Source organism: Streptomyces roseofulvus (genome assembly GCF_039534915.1).
Taxonomy (GTDB): Bacteria; Actinomycetota; Actinomycetes; order Streptomycetales; family Streptomycetaceae; genus Streptomyces; species Streptomyces roseofulvus.
Genome location: NZ_BAAAWE010000001.1, coordinates 3867598 through 3890520 on the forward strand (window position 1 = coordinate 3867598; position 22923 = coordinate 3890520).

Consider the following 22923-nt stretch of genomic DNA (forward strand, 5'->3'; position numbering starts at 1 on the left):
AGACCCGGTCCCTCGGGAGGAGGCCCTTGTCACAGCCCCTGCGCGGCCCTCGTCGGGCGGGGTGCCGTCCGACGGGTGGGACGTCAGACCGTGTGCTCGTCGGCGACGGTGAGGGCGGCGTCGAGGGCGGCCAGGCCCTCCTTGACCTCGTCCTCGGAGACGTTGCAGGCGGGGACGGCGTGGGTGCGGTTCATGTTGACGAAGGGCCACAGGCCGTTCTTCTTCGCCGCGGCGCCGAAGGCGGCCATCGGGGCGTTGGCCTCGCCGGCCGCGTTGTACGGGACGAGCGGCTCGCGCGTCTCCTTGTTCTTGACCAGGTCGAGCGCCCAGAAGACGCCCAGGCCGCGGACCTCGCCGACGGACGGGTGGCGCTCGGCGAGCTCGCGCAGGCCGGGGCCGAGGACCTTCTCGCCGATCCGGGCGGCGTTCTGGACGACCTTCTCGTCCTCCATCACCTGGATGGTGGCGACGGCGGCGGCGCAGGCCAGCGGGTGGCCGGAGTAGGTGAGGCCGCCCGGGTAGGGGCGGGTCTCGAAGGTGGCGGCGATCTTCTCGCTGATGGCGACGCCGCCGAGCGGCACGTAGCCGGAGTTGACGCCCTTGGCGAAGGTCATCAGGTCGGGGACGACGTCGAAGTGCTCGGCGGCGAACCACTTTCCGGTGCGGCCGAAGCCGGCCATGACCTCGTCGAGGACGAAGACGATGCCGTACTTGTCGCAGATCTCGCGGACGCCGGTGAGGTAGCCGGGCGGCGGCGTCATGATGCCGGCGGTGCCGGGGACCGTCTCCAGGATGATCGCGGCGATGGTGCCGGGACCCTCGAAGGCGATGGTGTCCTCCAGGTGCGCGAGGGCGCGCTCGCACTCCTGCTGCTCGGTCTCGGCGTAGAACGGCGAGCGGTAGAGGAAGGGCGCCCAGAAGCGCACGACGCCGGCGGAGCCGGTGTCGGAGGCCCAGCGGCGCGGGTCGCCGGTGAGGTTGATCGCGGTGGAGGTGGCGCCGTGGTACGAGCGGAAGGCGGAGAGCACCTTGTGGCGGCCGGTGTGCAGCCGGGCCATCCGGACGGCGTTCTCGACGGCCTCGGCGCCGCCGTTGGTGAAGAAGATCTTGTTCAGGTCGCCGGGGGTGCGCTCGGCGATGAGGCGTGCGGCCTCGGAGCGGACGTCGACGGCGAAGGCGGGCGCGAAGGTCGCGAGCTTCCCGGCCTGCTCCTGGATGGCGGCGACCACCTTGGGGTGCTGGTAGCCGATGTTCGTGTAGACGAGGCCGCTGGTGAAGTCGAGGTAGCGGTTGCCGTCGTAGTCCCAGAAGTACGACCCCTCCGCGCCGGCCACGGCGAGCGGGTCGATCAGGCCCTGGGCGGACCAGCTGTGGAAGACGTGCGCGCGGTCCGCGGCCTTGACGGCGGCGCCGGCCTGGGGGTCGGGTACGACATGAGGGGTCATGCCCCGACTGTAAGGAACCGCAGGTGGGGCGGCCATCACCATCTTGTCCACCGAGAGCGCGCCGGACGCGACACTGTGCTCTGCCGGGCGGGCGGCTGCGGATTTCGTCGTGCCGGCGGGCCGGTGTGTTCCGGTCGTGCGGCGCTTATGCTGCGCGCCATGTACACGTAGGGGATTCGGGTGGGGGATGGTCGTCAGCGCGGTCGGCGCGGTGGGGTGTTCGGTGGCCGGAGTGTCCGCGTACCCGCCGCTGGTGCCGGAGGTGGCGCTGGCGGGGGTGTCGGCGCTCTGCGCGGTCGGGTGGGTGGTGGCCTCGTACCGGGTGCGGGGGAAGGGGCACCTGGACGCGCCGCCGCGCAAGGCCCGGCCGGACAGCAGGGTGCTGCCGTACCTCTTCGCCTTCGGGGTCCCGGTGTCCACCGTCGCCGCCTTCCTCCTGCTGTTCACCCCGAGCGCCGAGCGGGGGCGGTGGGAGGAGCGGATGGAGGCGGCGGGGTACGGGCAGTACACGGTGCCGGTCGTGCGGCTGGCGGGGAAGCCCGAGTACGTGCCCGAGGGCGAGGACAACGATCCGTACTACCTGAGCGACGTCGTGGTGCGGGTGCCGTTCCGGGACGGGGCCCGGGAGGTCACCGTGGAGGAGTACTCCACGGCGCCCGAGCCGCCCGCGCCGGGCACGCAGCTGGAGGTGTACTACGCGCCGGGGGCCTCGGACGGGCCGGTGAGCGAGCACGACCGGGTCGACGGGGACACGACGTTCCTGACCTGGATGTCGGTGATCTTCGTCTGGCCGTGGGTGATCATCGCCGGCTGCTGCATGAAGTCGTACATGGAGGTCTCCGACCTCGCGCGGATGCGCCGCTTCCAGCCGGTGATCCACCTGCCCGCCCTCGGCATCCTGCTGGCCGGGGTGGTGCTGCTGCTGCCGGTGGCGCTGGAGTTCCCGGTGGCGGGGTACGACCGGCTGCCCGCGTTCCTCGGCGCCTTCGCGCCCACGCTCGCCCTGACCTGGGCGGCCAAGGCGAGCTGGCGGGTCTACTGACGGGTCCTCAGGGCGGCTAGCAGTACAGGTTCGGGCCGGTCGGGACGCCGAGGATCTGCGTGAACTGCTGGTACTTGGTGACGCGGCTCTGGACCTGGGCCGGGTTGCGGCCGTTGCACTCCAGGGAGCCGTTGATGGCCCAGATGGTCTGGCCGAAGCCGGCGCCGTCGACCATGGCGTTGTGGGCGGTCATGGTGCCGGGGCCGTTCTGGGTGTTCCAGTACCAGAGGCCGGTCATCATGGCGACGTCCGGCTCGCGCTCGACCCGCCAGGGGTTGTTGAGCAGGTCGATGCCGAGGGCGTCGCCGGCGGCCTTGTAGTTGAAGTTCCAGGAGAGCTGGATCGGGCCGCGGCCGTAGTAGGCGGCCTGCCCGGCCGGGCAGCCGTACGGCCGGCTCGCGTCGCAGTAGTGCGGGTAGTTGGCGGTGTTCTGCTCGACGATGTGGACGAGCCCGCCCGTCTCGTGGGAGACGTTGGCGAGGAAGGCCGCGGCCTCCTGCTTCTTCACCGTGTCGCTGCCGGTGCCGGCGAAGGCCGGGTACTTCTTGGTGGCGGCGACCAGACCGGCGTACGTGTAGAAGGGGTTCCGGTTCGGGAACATCTGGTTGAACTGGGCCTCGGTGACCACGAATCCGGACGGGTCCGGGGTCCCGCCACCGCCGTCGGTACCGCACACGCCCTCGTCGCGCCAGACGTCGGTGGTGCCGGGGCGCTCGTTCTGCGTCCACCACTTCGCGTACCAGTTGTGGCCGTTGTACGAGGCGGTCATGCCGCCCGTGTAGACCTGGGCGGAGCTCCAGGCGGTGACGCAGGCGGGTGCCGCGCCGGCGGTGGCGGGCAGCAGGACCGCGAGTCCGAACGCCGTACAGAGGGCGGCGAGGAGGGCGAGAAGACGTCGTCGCATGCGCTGTCGTCCTTCCGGTGGGGGGAAGGCCAGCGAAGCGGCACTGGTCTGTACCTGTCAAGGTCTAGACCAGGACTCGTGACAGACGGCCCGGCACGCGGAGGCGGCCCGCTCCTAGAGGAGGTTGAAGTTCTTCATGTTCGTTCCCAACGGCACCGGCGCCTTGAACGGCTTCGCCGCGTCGCCGGTGCCCGCGTAGCTGAGCATCTCGCCCGTCGTCTTCCGGGCCAGCAGGTCCACCTTGCCGTCCTGGTTGTGGTCGCCGAGCGACAGCAGCCGGTCGTACGCGTTCCACCCGCCGCCGACCCGCGTACGGGTCGCGAACGGCGCCCTGTAGTCACCCGTGCCCTTGTAGAGCCACAGGACGCCGGTCTTGTCGCGGGCGACGATGTCGGCCCTGCCGTCGCCGGTCAGGTCCCCCTGTCCCGCGAGCTGGTCGTACGCGTTCCACCCGCCGCCGACCCGCGTGCGGGTGGTGAGGCGGCCGTCCGGGTAGCTCAGGTAGCTCCACAGCACGCCGGCCGTGTCACGGCCGATCAGGTCGGCCTCCTTGGCCCCGCCGAGGTTGCCGGGCGACAGGACCTCGGGGTAGATGTTCCAGCCCTTGCCGACGGTCCTCACCCGGAGAACTCCGTCGACCACGCTGCTGAAGTCCAGCCGGCCGTTCTTGTAGAGGATCCATTTCACCTCTCCGCCACCGTCGTTGTCGTTGTCGGCCGTGATGATGTCGGCGAGGTCCGAGTGATCGACGCCGTCGGGCCCGTCGTTGACGAGGAGCGGCCCGCGGTGGTACCACTCGACCAGCTCGTGGGTCGGCTTGTAGATGCTGTACAGATGGAAGACGGGCGCCACCACCGGGTCTGCCTGCGGAGCGGCGACGGCGGAGCCCGCGCCGATCGCGGTCGCCACGGCGACGGCGGTGGCGGCCAGCGCGCCCCTGAGGCCGGCCCTGCGTCGTTCGGAATGCATCGGGATCCCCCCTGCTTGTTCTGTTGTCACCTCTCCGACCCACGAGGTCCCCCGGGGGTTGCCCGGCGGCGGGAACTTTTCCGGACGCGTGCGCCGCGCGGCACCCCTCAGATCATCAGCACGATCCGGCCCGGACGGTGGCCCGCCTCCACGCGGCGGTGCGCCTCCGCCGCCTCCTCCAGCGGCAGCACGTCGGCCACCCGGGTCGCCAGGCCGCCCGCGCCCAGCAGTTCGAGGAGCTCCTTCAGCCGGGCCGCGTCCGGGCGGCCGACCACCGCGTCCACCCGGATGTCCCGCTCGGCCACCGGCATCCGCTCCCCGGAGGCGGACACGAAGACCCCGCCGTCCTTCACCGCGGGCAGCAGCGGATCGGCGATCAGGGCCGTGTCGAGGACGCCGTCCACCCGCTCCGGCGCGAAGCCGAGCACCCCGGTGATCACCTCGTCCGGCGCCCCGCGCCCCACCACCCCGTGGGCCCCGAGGACGCGCAGCTCATGGGCGTCGGCGGCGTCGCCGAGGGCGATCACCCGGAGCCCCGACCGGGCCGCCAGCTGGACCGCGAGCCGGCCCACCACCCCGCTCGCGCCGGTGACGAGCAGCGTCGCGCCCTCCGGGAGCGCCAGCAGGTCCAGCGCCTGCGCGGCGGTCAGCGCGGGGAGCGGCAGCGAGGCCGCCGCCGTGAAGTCCACCTCGTCCGGGACCGGTGCCAGCCAGGCCGGGTCCACCAGGATCGTCTCCGCGTACGTCCCCGCCCCGGTGCCCTCCGCCACCCAGGGCACGAAACCGGCCACCCGGGTGCCCGCCGGCAGGCCCGGCGCCGGGTCCGCCAGGACCCCCGCGAAGTCGTAGCCGAGCACGAACGGCGGGGCCAGCTCACCGAGCGCGGCCGCGAGCCGGCCCGAGCGGATCTTGAGATCCGCCTGGTTCACCGCGGCGGCCTTCAGCCGCACCCGGACCCGCCCGGGCGCGTCCGCCGGGTCCGGCTCCGGCCGACGGGCCGACACGAGGACCTCGGGTCCGCCGTAGGCGGTCACTTCGACGACACGCATGGGGTTCCTCCTCCGGAAGGGCCCCCTCACGGCCATTACATCCACGCCTCTCCGGCCCGGGCAACCTCTGCCGGGCCACCCGGACGACCCGCGCCGCGGCGCCCCGGGAGCCCCCTCCCGCCCGGCTGCACGAGCGGCGAGACCCAGGTGCCGGGCCGCTCCGCCACGCTCGGCGGCGCACACGCGTCCGTACGGTCCCGGTCATGGTCCCCGTACCCCTACCGGGAGATCGAACACGCCTCCACCCGGGGCGGCCCGCCGAGCGACTCGCTCACCGCCGGTTTCCTCGCCTTCCCCGCACGCGGCCGGGGGCGGCACGTCGTGCGCGCCCGCGGGCACCTGCCGTGCGCCACCCCGGAGGGGCCGCGGATCTGCGGGGAAGGCTGACACCGGACCGTGACCCGGACCGTCACCGGCCCCTCCGCCCGGTCTGGCATCCTCTTGCCACGTGGAGCCATTGAACGCGGAAGACCCGGTCAGCATCGGCCCGTTCCGGATCGTCGGCCGGCTCGGGGTCGGCGGCATGGGCCGGGTGTTCCTCGCGCGTTCGGCCGGCGGACGGACCGTCGCCGTGAAGGTGGTGCACGCCGAACTGGCCGCCCAGGACGAGTTCCGGCGCCGCTTCGCCCGCGAGGTCGAGGCGCTGGAGCGGGTCGGCGGCACCGGCACCGCGCCCGTCCTCGGCTCCGACACCACCGCCGCCGCCCCCTGGGTCGCCATCGGATACGTCCCCGGGCCGTCGCTGCGGACCGTCGTCGGCGACGAGTACGGGCCGCTGCCGCCCTCGACCGTCCGCGCCCTGGGCTCCGGCCTCGGCCGGGCCCTCGACCACATCCACGGGGCCGGGCTCGTCCACCGCGACCTCAAGCCCTCCAACGTGCTGCTCACCGTCGACGGCCCGCGGATCATCGACTTCGGCATCGCCCGGGCCGTCGACACCGTCACCGACGGCGGGCTCACCAGCACCGGCGCCGTCGTCGGCTCCCCCGGCTTCATGTCGCCCGAGCAGGTGCGCGGCGAGCGGCTCGGCCCGGCCTCCGACATCTTCTGCCTGGGCTCGGTCCTCGCCTACGCGGCGACCGGCCGCTCCCCCTTCGGCACCTCCGACAGCGGGGTGCACGCGCTGATGTTCCGGATCGCCCACGACGAGCCGGACCTGACCGATGTGGCGCCCGCGCTGACCGGGCTGATCCGGGCCTGTCTGGCCAAGGACCCGGCGGCCCGGCCGACGGCCGCCGAGATCGCCGAGACGCTGCCGTTCGTCGACCCGTGGCTGCCCGCCGGGGTGCTGGCCCGCCTCGGCCGGCACGCGGCGCAGCTCCTGGAGGCGGAGAGCGCGGCGAGCGCCCGGGAGGCGGCCGGAGACACCGCCGGTGCGGCGGCCGGGGAGACCTCCGACCGTACGCGGGGCGGCGCGGCGGCCGGCGACGCGACGGCCGGCCGGTCCGCCGGGCCCGCGCCCGGGCCGGAGGCGGACCGGCCGGTGCCCCGGACCCGGCGGCGGGTGCTGACCGCGGCGCTCACGGCCGCCGCCGTGGCGGCCGCGGCGGGCGTCGGCTACGCCCTCTGGCCGTTCGGCGGGGCGGGCACCACCACCCGCGACGGCAAGGGCACCGGCTCGGCGTCCTCCTCGTCGTCCGCCTCGGCGCGGCCCGGCGGGGCCGTGCCAGCCGCCTTCCTCGGCGCCTGGGAGGGCGTCCTCCAGGGCAGCCCGGAGATCCCCCGCGAGACCATCCGGATCGAGCTGGTCCAGGGCTCGCCGGGGGCCAAGACCGCCGTCTACACGCACGTCGGCGACAACCGGCTGTGCATGGGCCGCTCGCGGCTGGTCTCCGCCGACGAGGACAAGGTGGTCCTGGGCGAGTCCGACGTGACGACCAGCGTTCCCCCGCAGCGGTGCATGGCGGCCGCCCACCAGACCCTCACGCTGCGCTCCCCCGAGGTCCTCGAATGGTCCTCCGGCACCGCGAAGGCCACCTTCCACAAGGCCCGCACCGGCTCGGCGATCCTGCCCGCGAAGTACCTCGGCCGCTGGCGGATGAAGCCGCTGGTCGACGGCCCGGACGCGGACCGCTACACCGACGAGGTGACGATCACCCAGGGCGCGGTGGGCGCGACCGTCTTCCGCTCGCTGAACGTCTATCCGCGGACGGACGAGCAGGGCAACACGCTGGCCGACGCGGTGAACTGCACCAGGACGGCGATCCTGGCGACCACGACGCCCCCGTACGTCCTCGGCCCCATGGCGCTGGAGCCCGGCGCGGACTCCGAGTGCGTGAGCGACCACCTGGGCAGCTACATGGTCCTGACGACGTACAAGGGCGAGGAGCTCCTCCAGGTCTACCCGATGGTGGACACGGAGCCGGGCGAGTACCACCGCGTGGACTGAACCCTTGCCCCCTCGTCCTCACTCGTTCCGGTACGCACGACCTCCACACAGGGCACACAGGGCCGGTCAGTGGCCGTGATCGTGGAGCGACACGGCAAGGTGGACGTCTGGGGCCAACCGCCCGCCGTGGCGCGCGATCAACTCATGGCGGAGGCAGGTCCCCCATCCATACACGGCGGCCGAGCTCGTCGAGCTCGGTCTTGATCTGGCGGCACTCCGGCAGGGCCCTGCCCAGAAGCCTCCAGTAATCCGGGCCATGGCCCGATACCCGCACATGCGCCAGCTCGTGTGCCAGAACGTAGTCGATCAGGTGAATCGGCAACTGAAAGGTCGCCCAGTGCAGGGAGATCACTCCGTTGTCACCTTCTGCGGCCCGATAGCTCCCCCACCGGTGGCGCAGGTCCCGAACCCGCACAGCGGGCTCGGGAACGTCCATGCGGGCCGCCCAGGGCTGGAGCCTGCCGCTCATCCAGCGCTGCCCCGCGCGGATGTACCAGTCGGCCAGCGCCGAACGGGCACGTTCCGGTTCGGCGACGATGCGGTGGTCGAGGCGCAGGCGTCCCGCGACGAGGCGCACCGGCGCGGCATCCCCATCTCCGTCGACGATCAGGAGACGGTAATCCCGCCCCAGGTAGCGGTGGATCTCGCCGTCCCGGAAGGTGCGCACGGGATGCAGCTGGCGGCGCTCGACGCTGAGCCGGGTCTTGTCCTCGATCCAGGACCGGCTGCTCCGGACGAATGCCTCGACCCGCTCGACCGAGCAGCCCTCCGGGACGTGCAGGGTGAGGGAACGGTCCCGTTCGACGGTCATGCCGATACGACGTCGGCGGCGGCTGATGCGCACCCTCAGCTCGCGTCCGCCGACAACCACAATCCCGTCCTCGCCCAGTACGGGCTCGCCAGGGGAAGCGGACGGGGGGCCGGCGGACGGCACGGAAGACATCCCCCTATTCTCGCCGTGCCTCGGCCCGGAACTCCGCAAGGTGCTGCGCCGTGTATCCGGCGAGGGCCGAAGCGAGCTGCTTAACCTCTTCGCGGCCCTCGCCCCGCAGGCGCAGCCCGGCGGCCCGGAGCCGCTCGTAGAGCCGCGACTCAAGCAGCGTGACATGGGCGTCCTTGCCGCCGAAGGACGCCAGCCGCACCGTGCCGGTGATCTCGTCGTAGGCCTCGGCGACGAGCAGACGCAGCCGCTCGGGGTCGGCATCCGGAAGGACCGCGCTCTCGGCCAGCCTGTCGCCGATCAGCACATACAGCCGCTGCTCCATCGGCGACAGGTCCGCGACGGCGGGATCGGCCTGCTCGGCGCTCCGGGCCTTCTCGACGAGCGGACCAAGCTCCCGGCCGATCTCCTCCCAGCGCCCGGCGAACTCCTCAAGGACCCGCTCGAGCTCGACCGACAGCTGTCGGTACACCGGTCGGTCCTCCACTGCCAGCCGCTCCTCCAGGTGGTAGCGCAGGGCCTGCACCTGCTCGGCCGCCGATTCGCGGGCGGGGAGAGTACCGACGACCTTGTCGAAGTCGGGGGCGAGGATCGAGACGGGCGGGATGCACTGCTCGACCTCCTGTGCCTGGAGGTGGTCAGCGATCAGCGCCCGCACCTTGCGCCCGTACCCGCGCATGGCGAAACCGCCGCTGGTGTCGTCCCGGTAGTGGCGGCGCACCCTCATCTGAAGCACGCTCCAGGCTCGCACGTCGGGCAGGTGCCCTAGCGCGGCCTCGTGCGGCAGCACGCGGTCCACGGCGCCCAGAAACTCGCTCAGCACCGTGTCGAAGGCGGCACGGTCCTCTGGTGCACCGAGCGCGAGGACGGCCCTGCCGAGCCCCGCCCGGGTGGTGAGCGCGTCCGGGGCGATGCCGGCCCGTGCGAAAAAGGCGCGGACCTCGTCGGCGGTCAGTTTCAGTGCCGGAACCTCATCGGCCATGCTGCGCAGCGAGTCCAGCGCGGGTGGGTTGCCCTGGTAGGCGGCAAGTGTGACCCCAAGGTTGTTCAGGACGCCGTAGTAGTCGACGACCAGTCCTTCCCGCTTGCGGCGAGAGGGTCGGTTGACTCGGGCGATGGCCTGGAGGAGTTCGGCGTCGCGGATGGGCCGGTCGAGGTAGAGCGCCTGCTCGATGGGCGCGTCGAAGCCGGTGAGCAACATCGACTTGACGATGAGGAACGCGATGGGCGGCTGTTCCGCCTCCTCGGCGCGAGCTGTCTTCCGCCCGTCCCCGCCCCGTGCGCCCGCGCCGCGGAGCAGGTCGCTCCATGGGTTCATGCTGCCGACGGACCCGGCAGGCACGGGGTCAGGCTCCGGCTCGGCGAATGGCCCGACCGCCCAGGGGTTGTCGGGCGGGAGCTGAGGGAAGGGCCGCAGAAAGCGCGCGATGTGCTCACGCTGATGCTTCTCGTCGCTCCACTCCCGCCACAGCCCGTCCTTCTGCTCGGCGCCAGCGGAGATCACCGGGACGAAGTCAATGCGCCGCAGCAGTTCCTGGAACTGCCAGGCACACAACAGGAGCGACTCCTCCGCGGTGTACGTCTCGGGCGCCCTGCCCCGCAGGGCTTCGCGGTGGCCGCTGCGGTCGAACTCGGCGACCCGTCGCAGCAGCTCGGCCCGTGCGTCCAGCAGCGCGCTGCGGTAGAGGACGGCGGCCCGTCGGCTCACGGCGGCGACCTGTGCCTTGAAGCCGCCAGTGAGCGGGCCGCGCACATAGTGCTCCAGCATGTCGACGGCCTTGCGGCGGATCAGCGGCAGCGACTCGGCGACGGCCCGCGCGGAGGGCGTGGCGTACTTCGCTCGTACCCGCGCCCGCTCCTCGTCCGGAAGCGGTTCGATCAGGTCCTCGAAGCACTCGTCCAGGCGTTCCTTGTCGCGTACCTCGGCGGTCATGGCCCGGCCCTCGTAGCGGACGGGCACGACGACCTTGTCGCGTTCGGCCTCGGTCATACGGTACGTGTCGAGGAATTCCGGCGCCCCGCCCGGTTCGGTGCTCGGTTCGAGGCCGAAGATCCGGCCGGTGTCGGTCAGCCGCCCCTGCATCAAGGGGGTGCCGGTGAAGCCCACCCGGGCGGCGTTGGGCAGGGCCTTGCGCAGACAGGCGTGCAGGACGGAGGTGTGCGAGCGGTGCGCCTCGTCGACGAGGACGAGGATCCGGTCGGAGTCGCTGCACTCGGGGAAGATCCGCTCGGCGCGCTTGAGCGTGTGCTCGTCGGGCGCGGGGTCGGCCACGTCCTCCGCGTTCTCGCCCGCCTCGACGCGTCGGCGCGCCTGCTCGAAGTCCTCGTCCAGTGCCCGGTCCTCGCCGTCGGCAGTGTCCTTCCCCTCCGTCGTGCCCGGTGCGAGGTCGCCGAGGAACTTCTGAATGGTCGCGAAGATCACCGCCCGTCCGCCGGACCGGCCCGCCCGGCCCAGCAGCCGCTCCAGGTCCGTACGGGAGGTGGCCTCGCGGGTCTCGGACTCACTCAGCCCGACCGCTCGGCGCAGCTGCCGCTGAAGGTCGGTGCGGTCCGTGACGGCGACCAGGGTGATCGTGTTCAGGTCAGGGTCGGGGCTCATGTGGAGGCGGCGAGCGAGGAACTGCATCGTGAAGCTCTTGCCGGCGCCCTGCGTGTGCCAGACGACACCGCCCCGCTCGTCCCGCTCGCCGCCGGTGACAGCCCGGCTCGGGCGAGTGCGAAGCCGCGCCACGATCTTCTCGGTGGCACGGTACTGCTGGTGACGGCAGACCACCTTGGCCGTCTTCGGCCCGACGGCCCGGCCCTTGGACGCTCCGGCGCGCCCGCCGTCATCGTTCTCGGTCGGCTTCTCGAACACGTAGTGCCGGACGATGTTCAGCAGGTTGCCGGGCCGGAGGACGATCGCGGTCAGCCGCTGCTGGAGGGAGGGCGCCTCGTCCGGGCCGAGCAGCCCCCAGCCGCGCAGCTCGCGGCGCAGCCGCTCCACGCCGTCGTCGCCGGGACGGGCCGGATCGCCGTAGTCGGGGGTCAGGCTGCGCCACAGCGCGTAGTGCTCCTCAGACGAGGAGTACGTACCGAGGGCCGCGTCCCGTCCGTCGGCGGCGACGAGCAGCTGAGCGGGCGCGAAGAGGTGCGGCACACCGCGCGGTGCGCCCGCGCCGTGGCGGGTGTCGTCGTCCAGGGGCCGGCCGGTGTAGGCGCGGAGGTCACGAATCGCCTTGCCCAGCGGGTCACGGACCTGCGGCGACTTACACTCGATGACGACGAGCGGGATGCCGTTCACGAACAGGACGAGGTCGAGCACGGCGGGGCGGCCGTCGGCATCGTGCACTCTCAACTGGTCGACGACGAGGTAGTCGTTGTGTGCCAGCCTCTCCTCGCGGCTTCCTTCCAGTGCCGCCTGCGACCAGTCGAAGTAGTGGGTCTTGACGTCCTTGCCGTTCGGGCCCTGGTGCAAAGCACCGTGCAGGAGGAGGGTGGTGGCGTCGCGGTTGGCGTCGCGCAGCGACTGTGCCGACACATGGCGCGCGGTGGCACGCAGCCGGGACATGGCTGGTTCGGTGTCGTTGTCTTCGGTCATCCACGGCGCCGTCCGGCGCAGAGCGGCCCGGAGCCGCCGCTCCAGGAGGACCTCGCGATGGTCAGCGCGCTCGCCCGCGGCCTGCAGCCGGGCCCCTTCGATGTGCTGCCAGCCCATCGCCTTGAGGTGCTCAAGCAGCGGCAACTCCGCCTCGCCCCGCTCGCCGACCTCGCCGACCACTCCGGCAGCCATCCGCCGCGCCCTCCCCTGCGTCACGGTGAACGTGTGAGGGTCCATTGTGCGCCAGGGGTACGGACGCGCGATCGATTCGGGCCGCTCTGGTGGCTCGTCCGGCCAAACCGCGCACGATCACGCGCGAACACAACTGACTTGACAGCCCTTCAGCACACGGCGATGCTGAAGCCTACACCGCTAGTGAACTTCACAGCGACCTATGAAGACAGTCGCATCGGTTCTGAAGTCATCTACCGGCGAGATGTGAACGAAACAATTTGAACGCCGAGCGTCATTCATCGCTGAATTCATTCGTGCGCACTGAACGCACAGGAGGGGAACTGATGACCAGCAGCTACGAGGACCTCCGCGAGTCGACGAGGGCCGAGGGGGGCCTCCAGGTCGTCACCATGGGCACGTTGCGCGACATCGAGGGTGCCGGCCGACTGGGGAACAGGGTGCTGGCCACCATCTCCGGCAAGCTGAAGGCGCATGGCATAGGGCACTTCCCGGCGGAACTGCCCGGCAACCAGGACCACGAGGTCCGTGTCTACCTGCGCGACTCCCCCGTCGCCGACCTCGTCGACGCGGTCTTCCGCCCGAGCAGCAAGGGCGACGAGACCCTGCGGAGGGTTGGCCGCTCCACGGTCGCCGAGGACCGGTTGCGCAGGATCCGCGAGATCCTCGACTAGCAACTCACCGCAAGGCAGTCGGGTCCGACCCCGGACGGAAGGACACGGGCGCGCGGGCCGGACTCGGCCCGCGTCGACTTATGCCCACCAGAAGGATGACGAGATGGCTGTGAGCCACACCCCACGACTCGCCGACCTCTGCGAGATCACTTCCGGACCCTCGGGTCAGCAGCTGGCCGAGCTCTCGGCCGGGCTGGAAGGCGTCCCTGTCATCTCAGCCCCCGACCTGACCCCCAACCACGCCATCACCACGGCGCACATCAAGCGCGTCAGCCCCGGCACGGCCGCTGGTCTCGCCCGGTACCAGGTCCAGCAGGGAGACCTGATCTACGTACGCCAGGGGACGCTGGGGCGCCGCGCCGTGGTCGGCCCGGCGGAGGCCACCTGGCTGTTCGGGGTCGCCTGCCTGCGCCTCCGGCCGAAGAAGGGAGGGGTCTTGCCCGAGTACCTGCTGCACTACCTCGGACATCCGCTCGTCCACGGCTGGATCGTCGCCCAGTCGAACAAGGGCCAGGCCGTGGAGACCCTCACCTCCCGGACGTTGGCCGAGACCCCTGTCACGCTTCCCTCGCTCGACCGGCAGCGCTTGATCGCGGGGGCAATGCGCGAGATCGGCAACCAGATCGACGCACACACCCAACTGATCGCCAAGCACGAGTCGTTCCGGGTGGGGCTCCTGACCGAGCTGCTGGGAGAGAGCTTCAGCGGGAGCGAGTGGCGGTGACGTGGGCTTACGACGGCGGTGAACCGCTGAGCTTCCCCTCCGGCAGGTGATCTGCCGGAGGGGAAGCTTCGGTCTGTCGCGTCACACCGATTGACGGATCAACGTCACGACGAGCACGGCGAGCAGGCCGCCGACACTGGTGGCCACGAGCATCTTCCCCCACACCGTGACACTACGGACCGCCGTACGAGGAGGTGACCACCTGCTGCGGCACACAGCACATGTCACCCTCACTGGCGGCGGGTGGACTGAACGTGCCGACGGCAGTCGGGGAGGTCGGTCGCGGGGGTGATCACGGACACGGTGTCGTCGTCCAGGACGTAGCAGAGCTGGGCGTGCAGGACCTCCGCCTCGGTCGGCGTGAGCCGCAGCGGGAGATCGGCGTCGAACGCCCCATCCCTGCACAGCCAGAGGTCGATGGTGAGGTTGCCGTCCCGCTCCCGCCGCACCCGCTTGCCGGGGACGCGGCTGACCTGCATCCGGGGTGCGCCGCCCATCAGGCCACCACCCCCAAGGGCCCCGCGGTCGCGACGGGTTGCCCGACCCGGTGCCCGTGGATCACCCACGGCCCGACGTCGATCCCGTCCAGCGCGAGCGCGAGGGCCCGCCCGCGAGAACGCTGCTCGTGCACGACGAGGTAGAGGCGGACCCGGGTCGCGGGCGCGGGCCGGTGGGCGGTGCGGCACCTCCGACCGCCGGGCGTGCGGCTGCTCGGCCGCGGTACGGCCGTGTCGGCGGCATTCCGGGGGACGTGGGGCGCGGTCGGGCATCCGGAGCCCGGAGCGGCCCCAGGGGCGAGGGCGAGCACGAGGTGGGCGAGGGCGGGCACAGCGAGGTGCACGAGTGTTCGCACAAGTCCAGGCCGGATACGGTGGGGCATGCTGACGCTCCTACGAGGCGTTGGCCAAGCCCCGGGGTGCCGCTAACACCGCCGGGGCGCTTTACTCCCCGGCAGTGCACGCAGCGCCGGGCAGCCACTACATACGGTAGGGACCACTCAATGCGTGAGACAACATGTTGTCTCCGCTCGCGAAAACTGGCATATGCCGGTCGGATGAGACGTCTAAACGAAGTCGTCGAACTCCCCCGCCTTGACTCCGTCGAGGAACGCGCGCAGCTTCCGACGCGTGGTCCGCACGATCACCTCCGGGTCGTCGCTCTCACGAAGAAACACCCAGCCTTCCCCCTCCGCAACCTCGATGCAGGCTCCGGTGTCGGCCGAGAAGGACGCCTTACGCCAGTGAAGTTCCACCGGTCCCCAACCCTCATATCTCCATGGTTGCTTGCTGGACGAAGTCCCGTGAAGCGGCGGGATCAAGCGCCCGCGCTCGCATGCGATCAAGGACCGCACGGTAGTTCGCAAGGTACGTCTCGGCGTGCAGGAAGGTGACTCCGGTCGGTACGTCGATCTGCACCGTGTCCAGCTGCGGCACCGGTCCGCACGCGTACAGCGTCGAACTGCCGGCATTCGCAAAGCCTCCGGCGCTGAACGGTACGACGCGGACGACGATGCCAGGCCGCTCGGCCTGCTCCAACAGGTGCTCCAGCTGCCTGCGCAGCGCCTTCAAGCCACCGAAGCTCATGCGCAGCGCCGTCTCATGGATCAGGAACTCGCTTGGAGGCGGCTCGGGACGATCGAGCACCGCGGCGCGCCTCACCCGGAACTCAACATGCCGTTCGAGGTCTGCGGGGTCCATGGTTGGAACTGCCTCGGCGAAGATGCCACGCATGTAGTCGGGGGTCTGGAGCACGCCAGGCATGTGCATGATCTGCGCAGACCGCAGCGCCGCCGCGTGATGCTCCATCTCTGCGATGTCCAACAGGCTGGCGGGGAGCGCATCTCGGTACTCGTCCCACCAGTTCGCGCCACGCTCCCTGGCCATGTCCGCCAGAGCATCAACGTACGCGGCGTCAGGGCAGCGGTAGTTGGCCGCCCAGACCCTCACCCGGTCACTGCTCACGCCGGAGCGGGCGGACTCCGTATTACTCACCGTCGTCCGGTCGGTGCGGTGAACAATGAGCTCTTTCAGAGGGGCCACTGATCGAGTGACCCAGACCGAGTCAGGATGAGAACCGCAACGCACAAGGCTCCCGCGCCGTTGAGGGAGGTGTTCGAAGTCTCAACCCATCGGCACAGGAGCCCTGTTGGTTCCCCATCCTGCCGCACTCGACCTGCCGCACGCCCTGGTCGAGTGGGTATCCATGCTCATCGTCACCCGTGAGGGTGACCGCCGCTGCAAACTGCCGCCCCACCAGCGTGCCCTCGTGGGGCTGGTCTATCTTCGGCGGCACGACACGCTCGCGCAGATCGCGGCCGGCTTCGGCATATCCGTCGGCACCGCCCACGCCTACGTCAAAGCCGTCGTCCAACACCTATCCGGTCGGGCGCCCGGACTGCTGCGGGTTCTGCGGGAGGCCGATCCTGATCACGTCCTGCTCGACGGGACACTCGCCGAGTGCGACCGGGTCGGCGACAGCCGGGCCGACTTCTCCCAGAAGCACCGCCGCCACGGCGTGAACGTGCAGGTCGTCGCCGACCCCGCGGGCAACCTGCTGTGGATCTCACCCGCACTGCCCGGCCGCACCCACGACCTGACCGCCGCCCGCACCCACCGCATCATCCGGATCTGCGAACGCCAGGGCATCCCCGTCCTCGCCGACCGCGCCTACATCGGCGCCGGCCCCTGGGTGACCACACCGATCAGACGGCTCCCGAAACGGGACCTGACCACGACCCAGCGGACGATCAACCGGGCTCTGTCCGCGGCGCGGGCACCGGTCGAACGGAGCATCGCAAGACTGAAGTCCTGGCGAATCTTCCGCAAAGCCCGCTGCAGTCCCAACCGCATGACCGCCATCGCCGCAGCCATCCTCACCCTGGAACGTCAGCGCTGAAAATGCTCAATGGCCGCCTCGTTGATCGTCATACCGATGTGCTCGCGCATCCTGCGCAACTCGGCACCGAGACGTCGCTGCCGCTCGGTCGACGGCTTGCGGACGGGCATGCACTCCCCTTTCGGTCAACTCACAGAGCCACGTCGTCGATGCGCACCTTCCCGCTGAGCAGAGCATCAGCGAGGCCTTGCTTCAGCGCGCGCAGCTTGTCACCCAACGCCTCGATTGATTGCTCCTGGCCGATAATGCCGTCCAGCACAGCGATAATCCGCCGCTGCTCCCCTAGAGGGGGAATGCACATCAGGTAGTCCGAGAGGTCCTTCCGGTTCAGCTTTGGAATGCCGGTCCGACCTGAAACACTCTCGGCGAAACTCGAGAATTCATCGCCGAGCAGCATCGCCCACAAGAAACCAGGCAGCACGTCATCGCCAACAGAGAGAGGGTACATGTCCGCCGAACAAGTACCTCTAAAATCTGCGACTGCAACTTTCCTCAGGCCAGGCCGAATTTTACTGAGGACGACGTCCCCCGGCCTCACGATGTACTTTCCGCTGACAGCCCCTTGGGATTGCGCTGACTCGCGACCAATCACCTTACCCGTCCTGGGCTCCACATGATCTGGGGCCAACAGAATCTGCTCCCGGTACGGCATTTCCCTCGGATCGACCTGCCCCGCGGGAAGTTGCACAACGTCAGTCAGCGGTCGCCGAGGCCAGCCCGTTGCACCCGATCGGAGAGCATCGGCCAGGACAGCTTGACGTACCGTACGGAGCTTGGCGATTGATGCCTCAACGGTGCGCTCATTCTCCCCAACCGAATCCAACATAGCAACGATTCGCCGCTGCTCCCCGCGAGCAACTGGGTGAATAACCGTTAGCCCAGAGAGCTTCTCTTTAGTCAAGTGGGCAATGCTAGTCTGACCTGACAGATGCGCAAACAATCCGTGTCGCGCCGCGAACCTCATATAGTGCAAAAGATAACGCGGCTCAATTCCACCCCGCGCGCGCAGCCTGTGCAACGATTTCTGGAAGAAACAGTCCTTCAGTTCGCCGCCCCACATCGCCGTACGGCCGATCTCGCCTCCTTCAGTGACCAGGAGGTCGCCCGGGACTAGCCTGTAGAGCTCCCGCTCCTCGCGGGTGAAGTGCATTGTCTCAAGGTTACCCAGCTTGAAGCGATCCCAGCGGACATTGCGATTCGTCAAGTACAGGCTGTGGTCTGCGCCTTGAGCTGCCGCCTTGTCGAGCATCTTGCCAAGGGACATCTCGAAGTGGTCTCCCAAGGTGGAAGACTGCCATCCGCTGGGCACCTCACGCCCCATAACCCAGCTCCTCCAGGAACCCGTTCAAGCGCTCCGCCGCCGCCTCACGCCGTGCCTCGATGTCGCGCAGCGAAACCAGGTACTTCCGCTCCCAGCCCAAATAGGTGTCGATCAACTCGCGCCGCCTCCGCACGACATGGCCCTCCAGCTTCGACGCCAGGTCGTCTCGCAGGATGCCGAGGACGGCCTCGCGCGCGCCTTCCTCCGTCAGAGCGTCGCGCCGCTCGTGCAGGCGGGGGGTGGGGCGGTCGGGCTCGGCCGGGGGCGTCACGTCGAGGGCCGTCTGGCCGTCCGTCCCCTCCGGGGCGGCCTTCGGCAGCGATGGGGCGCGCGACGCGCCCAGGCCGTCCAGGGGGTAGAAGTCCTCCTCCAGCGCCTTCACCGCCTTGCCGGCCGCCGTGCGCTGCCGCTTCAGCTTCTTCAGGTCGGCCTCGCTGAGCAGGGCTTCTGCCACCGCCGGGTCGAGGGCAGGAGTGCCCTCGGAGTCCTCGCCGTCCTCCGAGACGCCCAGCGCCGCCGCGGCCCGTGCGGCCTCCGCCTCCTCTGCGGTCTTCACCGCCGCGTCGAGGCGGGCCTTCTCCGCGTCCGCCGCGGCGAGTCCCTTCAGGAAGTCGGGGGCGATCCGGGCCACGACCTTGTGCGCGTACGCCTGCCGCCGCTCGGCCCCGCTGCGCTTGCGCGCCCCGCCCGTCCACGGGTTCGGCTCCGGTTCGAGCAGGGTCTCCACCGTGTCGACCCAGCCCTCCACGACGCCCTTGAAGCCGTTTCCGGCCAGCGCCTTGAGCTCGTTACGGGCCTCCTGCCACCAGCCCGCGACCGCACCCGCCAGCGCGTGCTGGTCGAGGAGCTGGACACTGAGCAGGCGCGCGCGGAACGAGTCGATCAGGTCAGCCCGCAGTCGCGCGAGCTGGGCGCGCTTCTCGGACTCCGTACGGTCGTCGCCGTCGTACGGCGCGAGGGAGGCGATCTGCTCCGTCTCCGTCGTCCACCAGGCCTCGAACGCCTCCCAGAGCTTCGTCTCCCGCTGCTCGGCCAGGGCCGTCAGCCGGTCGGCGTCCGGTCGCCGGTCTTCCGGAAGGAAGTCGACGTACGCGTCGTCCGAGTCCTCGGCCCGCTCGGCGAACAGGTCCGTGACGCCGACCCCGTACGCCTCCAGGACCTGGGCCTTCTCCGTCGCCTCGATCTCGGCCCTCGGCACCCCGCCCGTCAGATGCGCGCGGACGTCCTGCGGCTCGGGCGGCGGGGTGTTGTCCACGTACCGACGGATGTTGAGGTTGTAGTTGTTGTCCCGGATCTCGTCGCGCTTCACCCAGCGGGCGAACCGCGGCACCTCCGTGCCCGCCTTCGCGTGGAACGTGGAGACGATCTTCTCCACGTGCTCCGGCAGCAGCACGTTCTGTGCCCGCTCAGCATGGAACTCACGGTCCGCGTTGATGAACAGGACCTGGTCGTCCCGGCCGTCGCGCTTGCGGCCCCGGGAGCGCAGGACCAGGACGCAGGCCGGGATGCCGGTGCCGTAGAAGATGTTGGCGGGCAGGCCGATCACGGCTTCCAGCAGGTCGTCCTCGACGAGCCTGGCCCGGATCCGCTCCTCCGCGCCGCCCCGGAACAGCACGCCGTGCGGCATGACGGTGAAGACGGAGCCCTCGCGTCCCTTCACCATGTGCAGCATGTGCTGCAGGAACATCAGGTCGGCCTTGCCCTTCTCGGAGGTCTGGCCGTAGGGCATGCGGTCGTCGATGTCGTCGATGTCCACCGCCCGGTAGTCCATGGAGAAGGGCGGGTTGCTGAGGACGATGTCGAACGACCGGTCCAGGTGGAGCGGGTTCGTCAGGGTGTCGCCGGTCTGCAGGTCGAAGTCGTGGGCGCGGTGGAACAGCATGTTCATGGTGGCCATGACCCAGGAGCCGTTGTTGGCGTCCTGGCCGGCCAGCGCCAGGTCCTCGCTGTCGTCGCCGTGTTCCTCGATGTACTCCTTGGCGTGGATGAGCATGCCACCCGAGCCGACACACGGGTCGTACACGTGGTCGCCGGCGCGGGGCCTGGCGAGCTCGACCATCATCCGCACCACCGCGCGGGGGGTGTAGAACTCGCCGCCCTTGGCACCTGCCGAGTCGGCGAAGTCCTTCAGCAGGTACTCGTACGCCGCGCCGATGACGTCGGGGAACTCGAAGTCCTCGCCACGCAGCCGCAGACTGCCGAAGTGGCCGATGAGCGCCTGGAGCCGCTTGTCCGCCAGCTTCGCAGCCGAGGCGCCGGTACCACCGCCGCCACCGATCCGGTTGAAGTTGATGTGGTTGAACAGGCCGCGCAGCCGCTCGTTGCCCTTCTGGCCCTCCATCGCGTCGAGCGCCGGCTGAAGGTACTTCGTGGCCACGTCGTCCACTGCCCCGGCCAGCCGCTCCCAGCGGGCCTCCGGCGGGACGTACATGATCCGCCGCGCCGTGTACTGGGCGGGCTCGTACGCCTCCTCCTCGGCCTCCTCGCGTGAGGCTCCGTTGGCCAGCTCCTGCTTAACGATCTCCTCGTACGCCGCCTCGAACTCGTCGTTGGCCCGCTTGAGGAAGAGCAGGACCAGCAGGAAGTCACGGTACTCGGCGGCGTCCATCGTGCCGCGCAGGATGTCCGCCGCAGCGAAGAGGTGGCGCTCCAGTTGGTCGAGCGTGAGCTTGGCCACGTACGGGCTCCCTGGGTGTGGCGGACGGTCGTCGGGCAGGCGGCTCGCTGCTCTGCCGGGAAGGTGCAGGCCCCAGACTAGTAGCCGCTGAGGAGCAGCCCGTCCTCCACGAAGGCGAAGACGTCCGTGTACGGGTCCCACTTGTTCGGGTCGGGCGACTCGCAGCGCTCGTTGATCTTCTGGGCATGCTTCTTGGCGTTCCGGTAGCGGTCACCCTTCTCGTGCAGCACCTGGTCCCCACGCACATGTTTGGACTTCTGCTCGGTCACGGTGCGTACCCCAGGCCCGTACGTCGCCGCGAACCCGGCGCTCGACCTCAACCGGCTGTTGGCGTCGCCGCAGACGCCGCCGAAGCTGCTGGTGTAGTTCGTGTAGTGGAGCAGTCGCCACAGTTCGAAGCACGGGTGGGAGTAGGCGACGTGAACGCCCTCCTTGTCGGCCAGCCTCATGGCCTCCGCGATCCCTTGGTGGTCGTCGCGGTCGAAGAGCACCCACACCTGGGGCCAGTTCCAGTGCTCGCCCTTCTGCAGCCCGGCGTCCGTGGCCTCGCGTTCCACTGTGCGGAGAGTCTTGACAGCGTCCTGTACGAGCCGCAGGGGCTTACGTAGCTTGCCCTCGGCGTTCGGGTTGGCGATGTGGGCCTGGACGGTCTCCCCGGCCTTCTTCGGGGTCCCGTTCTTCACGATCAGGTCGATGTACTCGGGCTCGGTGACCTCGCCCTCGGTGAAGACGTAGACCTGCCGAGAACGATGGGCACGGCCTCGTGTCGCCCCGCCTCCGCGCTTCCGGTTGATACCGTCCCCGCCCCGTGTCCTCGCCATCAGCTCTCTTCCGTCCCCGTCCGTGCCAGCTCGTCCGTGCGCAGCAGCCGCCGCCCGATCTGCCCCTCCGACACTCTCGGCACCGCTCCGAAGGAGCCTGCGAGGTAGGAGGCCATCAGGTCCTCCTCCTCCGTGGGCTCCCAGTCGGCGACCGACGACAGGACGGTGGCGCCTTGCTCGTCCTTCTCCGTCAACCAGATCTGGCCGGGCTGGAGCAGCCGCCCACCTCCCGGCGACCGGAGGAGGGAGGGATCGTGGCCTGTGAAGAGAAGCTGGGCACCCTTCCGGTTGACCCTGGGCGACTGGAAGAGGCGGACGACCTCGGCCGCGAAGCGTGGATGGAGGCTGGCGTCCAGCTCGTCGACGAGCAGGACCGCCCCAGTGTCGAGGGCCAGCAGGAGCGGGCCGATCAGGGCGAACCAGGAGCGGGTGCCCCAGGACTCCGACGACCAGTCCATGAGAGTCGTTCCGCCACCTCCGGTGTGTGACAGCCGGACCAGCGGACGGCCGGACGAGGTCTGCTCGACCTCCACCCCGGCGATACCGAGATCCGCCACGCGCAGCAGCTCCTCGGCGCGCCTCCGGAACTCCTCGCTGCTCAGCAACCGCAGGGCCGTGTATGCCTCGCGCTGCGTGCGTTCCGTCTCCGGAGTGACGTCCCAGAGGTTGTCCCGGAACCAGTCGAAGACGGGCGTGAGCTGCTCGTGGCTGGCGTTGCCCGCGCGGGTGAGTAGCAGGGCGTCCGGAGTTGCCATGCGGGTCAGCCCGGCCCGGTCGTGCAGACGGTCACCGGGGAAGTCGATCAGCTTCTCGCGGCTCGCGTCCCGCTCGTACCAGACCTGTCGGCGGCCCTTGGGATAGGCATAGAGCCACTCCGCCTCGACTCTGCGAGAGCCGAGCTCAAAGCCGTAAGTCCAGCGGACGCCGTCCTCGAGGAGGATGTCCGCCTCGTAGAGGGAGGTCTCGGAGGCGGCCTTCGCGTCCAAGGCGAATTCCTCGCGAGGGATGCCGTCGTACGAAGTCCAGTCGGTGTAGGAACGCAACACCGCGTGACGCATGTTCTTCAGGGCGGCGACGACATTGGACTTGCCCGAGGCGTTGGAGCCGAAGACTCCCAGAACGGTGTGGACGGGGAGCTTCCTGCCGTCGGAGAGCGTGGTCTCGCGGGCCGCGGCACGCTCGGCCTCGGCGTCGGCGTCGTCGAGCGCCACGAACGACAGCTCCTGCTCGTCGCGCAGCGACCGCACGTTCGCCACCCGGAATCTCAGCAGCATCCTGTCTCCCTCATGGCGGCCAGATTA

Annotated in this window: 18 protein-coding genes; 5 read left to right on the forward strand and 13 right to left on the reverse strand. The window is 70.2% G+C overall.

Going from position 1 to position 22923, the window contains the following annotated elements:
- Positions 1–83 precede the first annotated feature (83 nt).
- Positions 84–1445 (reverse strand): aspartate aminotransferase family protein, encoded by a 1362-nt coding sequence (locus tag ABFY03_RS17730; RefSeq protein WP_346170333.1) that lies wholly within the window; start codon positions 1443–1445, stop codon positions 84–86.
- Between the two features lie 187 nt (positions 1446–1632).
- Between ABFY03_RS17730 and ABFY03_RS17735 the strand changes: the two genes are divergently transcribed.
- On the forward strand, positions 1633–2487 hold the full coding sequence (locus tag ABFY03_RS17735) for a hypothetical protein (protein ID WP_346170334.1): 855 nt from the start codon (positions 1633–1635) through the stop codon (positions 2485–2487).
- A gap of 16 nt (positions 2488–2503) precedes the next feature.
- Here ABFY03_RS17735 and ABFY03_RS17740 read toward each other — a convergent pair whose 3' ends face one another.
- From ABFY03_RS17740 to ABFY03_RS17750, 3 genes are all read right to left on the reverse strand, one after another.
- A complete protein-coding gene (locus ABFY03_RS17740) occupies positions 2504–3391 on the reverse strand; it encodes a glycoside hydrolase family 19 protein (protein ID WP_346170335.1) in 888 nt (295 codons plus the stop codon).
- A gap of 114 nt (positions 3392–3505) precedes the next feature.
- On the reverse strand, positions 3506–4360 hold the full coding sequence (locus ABFY03_RS17745) for an FG-GAP repeat domain-containing protein (RefSeq protein ID WP_346170336.1): 855 nt from the start codon (positions 4358–4360) through the stop codon (positions 3506–3508).
- Between the two features lie 107 nt (positions 4361–4467).
- The gene (locus tag ABFY03_RS17750) at positions 4468–5409 is read right to left on the reverse strand and encodes an NADP-dependent oxidoreductase (RefSeq protein WP_346170337.1); all 942 of its coding nucleotides are present in this window, start codon (positions 5407–5409) and stop codon (positions 4468–4470) included.
- Positions 5410–5857: 448 nt separating this feature from the next.
- Here ABFY03_RS17750 and ABFY03_RS17755 point away from each other — a divergent pair, with 448 nt between their 5' ends.
- Entirely contained in the window at positions 5858–7798 is a 1941-nt protein-coding gene (locus tag ABFY03_RS17755; protein WP_346170338.1) for a serine/threonine-protein kinase, read from the forward strand.
- 142 nt (positions 7799–7940) lie between these two features.
- On the opposite strand, the gene ABFY03_RS17760 is transcribed toward ABFY03_RS17755, so the two are convergent.
- Entirely contained in the window at positions 7941–8741 is an 801-nt protein-coding gene (locus ABFY03_RS17760) for a M48 family metallopeptidase (protein ID WP_346170339.1), read from the reverse strand.
- Between the two features lie 4 nt (positions 8742–8745).
- Positions 8746–12510 (reverse strand): type I restriction endonuclease subunit R, encoded by a 3765-nt coding sequence (locus ABFY03_RS17765; protein ID WP_346170340.1) that lies wholly within the window; start codon positions 12508–12510, stop codon positions 8746–8748.
- Positions 12511–12836: 326 nt separating this feature from the next.
- Here ABFY03_RS17765 and ABFY03_RS17770 point away from each other — a divergent pair, with 326 nt between their 5' ends.
- Positions 12837–13184, forward strand: a complete 348-nt coding sequence (locus ABFY03_RS17770; RefSeq protein ID WP_346170341.1) for a hypothetical protein — start codon at positions 12837–12839, stop codon at positions 13182–13184.
- 103 nt (positions 13185–13287) lie between these two features.
- Positions 13288–13908, forward strand: coding sequence for a restriction endonuclease subunit S (locus tag ABFY03_RS17775; RefSeq protein WP_346170342.1), 621 nt, complete (start codon positions 13288–13290; stop codon positions 13906–13908).
- A 230-nt stretch (positions 13909–14138) separates the two neighbouring features.
- Here ABFY03_RS17775 and ABFY03_RS17780 read toward each other — a convergent pair whose 3' ends face one another.
- The 3 genes from ABFY03_RS17780 to ABFY03_RS17790 all read right to left on the reverse strand — a co-directional run bounded on the left by ABFY03_RS17780 (position 14139) and on the right by ABFY03_RS17790 (position 15947).
- Positions 14139–14405: a hypothetical protein gene (locus ABFY03_RS17780; RefSeq protein WP_346170343.1), complete on the reverse strand. Its 267-nt coding sequence runs from the start codon at positions 14403–14405 to the stop codon at positions 14139–14141.
- A gap of 566 nt (positions 14406–14971) precedes the next feature.
- A complete protein-coding gene (locus tag ABFY03_RS17785; protein ID WP_346170344.1) occupies positions 14972–15160 on the reverse strand; it encodes a DUF397 domain-containing protein in 189 nt (62 codons plus the stop codon).
- A gap of 13 nt (positions 15161–15173) precedes the next feature.
- Positions 15174–15947 carry a DUF5753 domain-containing protein gene (locus ABFY03_RS17790; RefSeq protein WP_346170345.1) on the reverse strand — a complete coding sequence of 258 codons (774 nt, stop codon included), beginning with the start codon at positions 15945–15947 and terminating at the stop codon, positions 15174–15176.
- Between the two features lie 106 nt (positions 15948–16053).
- Here ABFY03_RS17790 and ABFY03_RS17795 point away from each other — a divergent pair, with 106 nt between their 5' ends.
- Positions 16054–16803: a transposase family protein gene (locus ABFY03_RS17795; protein ID WP_346169656.1), complete on the forward strand. Its 750-nt coding sequence runs from the start codon at positions 16054–16056 to the stop codon at positions 16801–16803.
- A gap of 130 nt (positions 16804–16933) precedes the next feature.
- Here the strand turns inward: ABFY03_RS17795 and ABFY03_RS17800 are convergent, their stop codons facing one another.
- From ABFY03_RS17800 to ABFY03_RS17815, 4 genes are all read right to left on the reverse strand, one after another.
- Positions 16934–18124 carry a restriction endonuclease subunit S gene (locus ABFY03_RS17800; RefSeq protein WP_346170346.1) on the reverse strand — a complete coding sequence of 397 codons (1191 nt, stop codon included), beginning with the start codon at positions 18122–18124 and terminating at the stop codon, positions 16934–16936.
- Positions 18114–20801: a type I restriction-modification system subunit M gene (locus tag ABFY03_RS17805; protein WP_346170347.1), complete on the reverse strand. Its 2688-nt coding sequence runs from the start codon at positions 20799–20801 to the stop codon at positions 18114–18116. The genes ABFY03_RS17800 and ABFY03_RS17805 overlap by 11 nt, the downstream gene beginning before the upstream one ends.
- 77 nt (positions 20802–20878) lie before the next feature.
- Positions 20879–21622: an RloB family protein gene (locus ABFY03_RS17810; RefSeq protein WP_346170348.1), complete on the reverse strand. Its 744-nt coding sequence runs from the start codon at positions 21620–21622 to the stop codon at positions 20879–20881.
- Positions 21622–22896 carry an AAA family ATPase gene (locus tag ABFY03_RS17815; RefSeq protein WP_346170349.1) on the reverse strand — a complete coding sequence of 425 codons (1275 nt, stop codon included), beginning with the start codon at positions 22894–22896 and terminating at the stop codon, positions 21622–21624. Before ABFY03_RS17815 ends, ABFY03_RS17810 begins: the two co-directional genes overlap by 1 nt.
- Positions 22897–22923 lie beyond the last annotated feature (27 nt).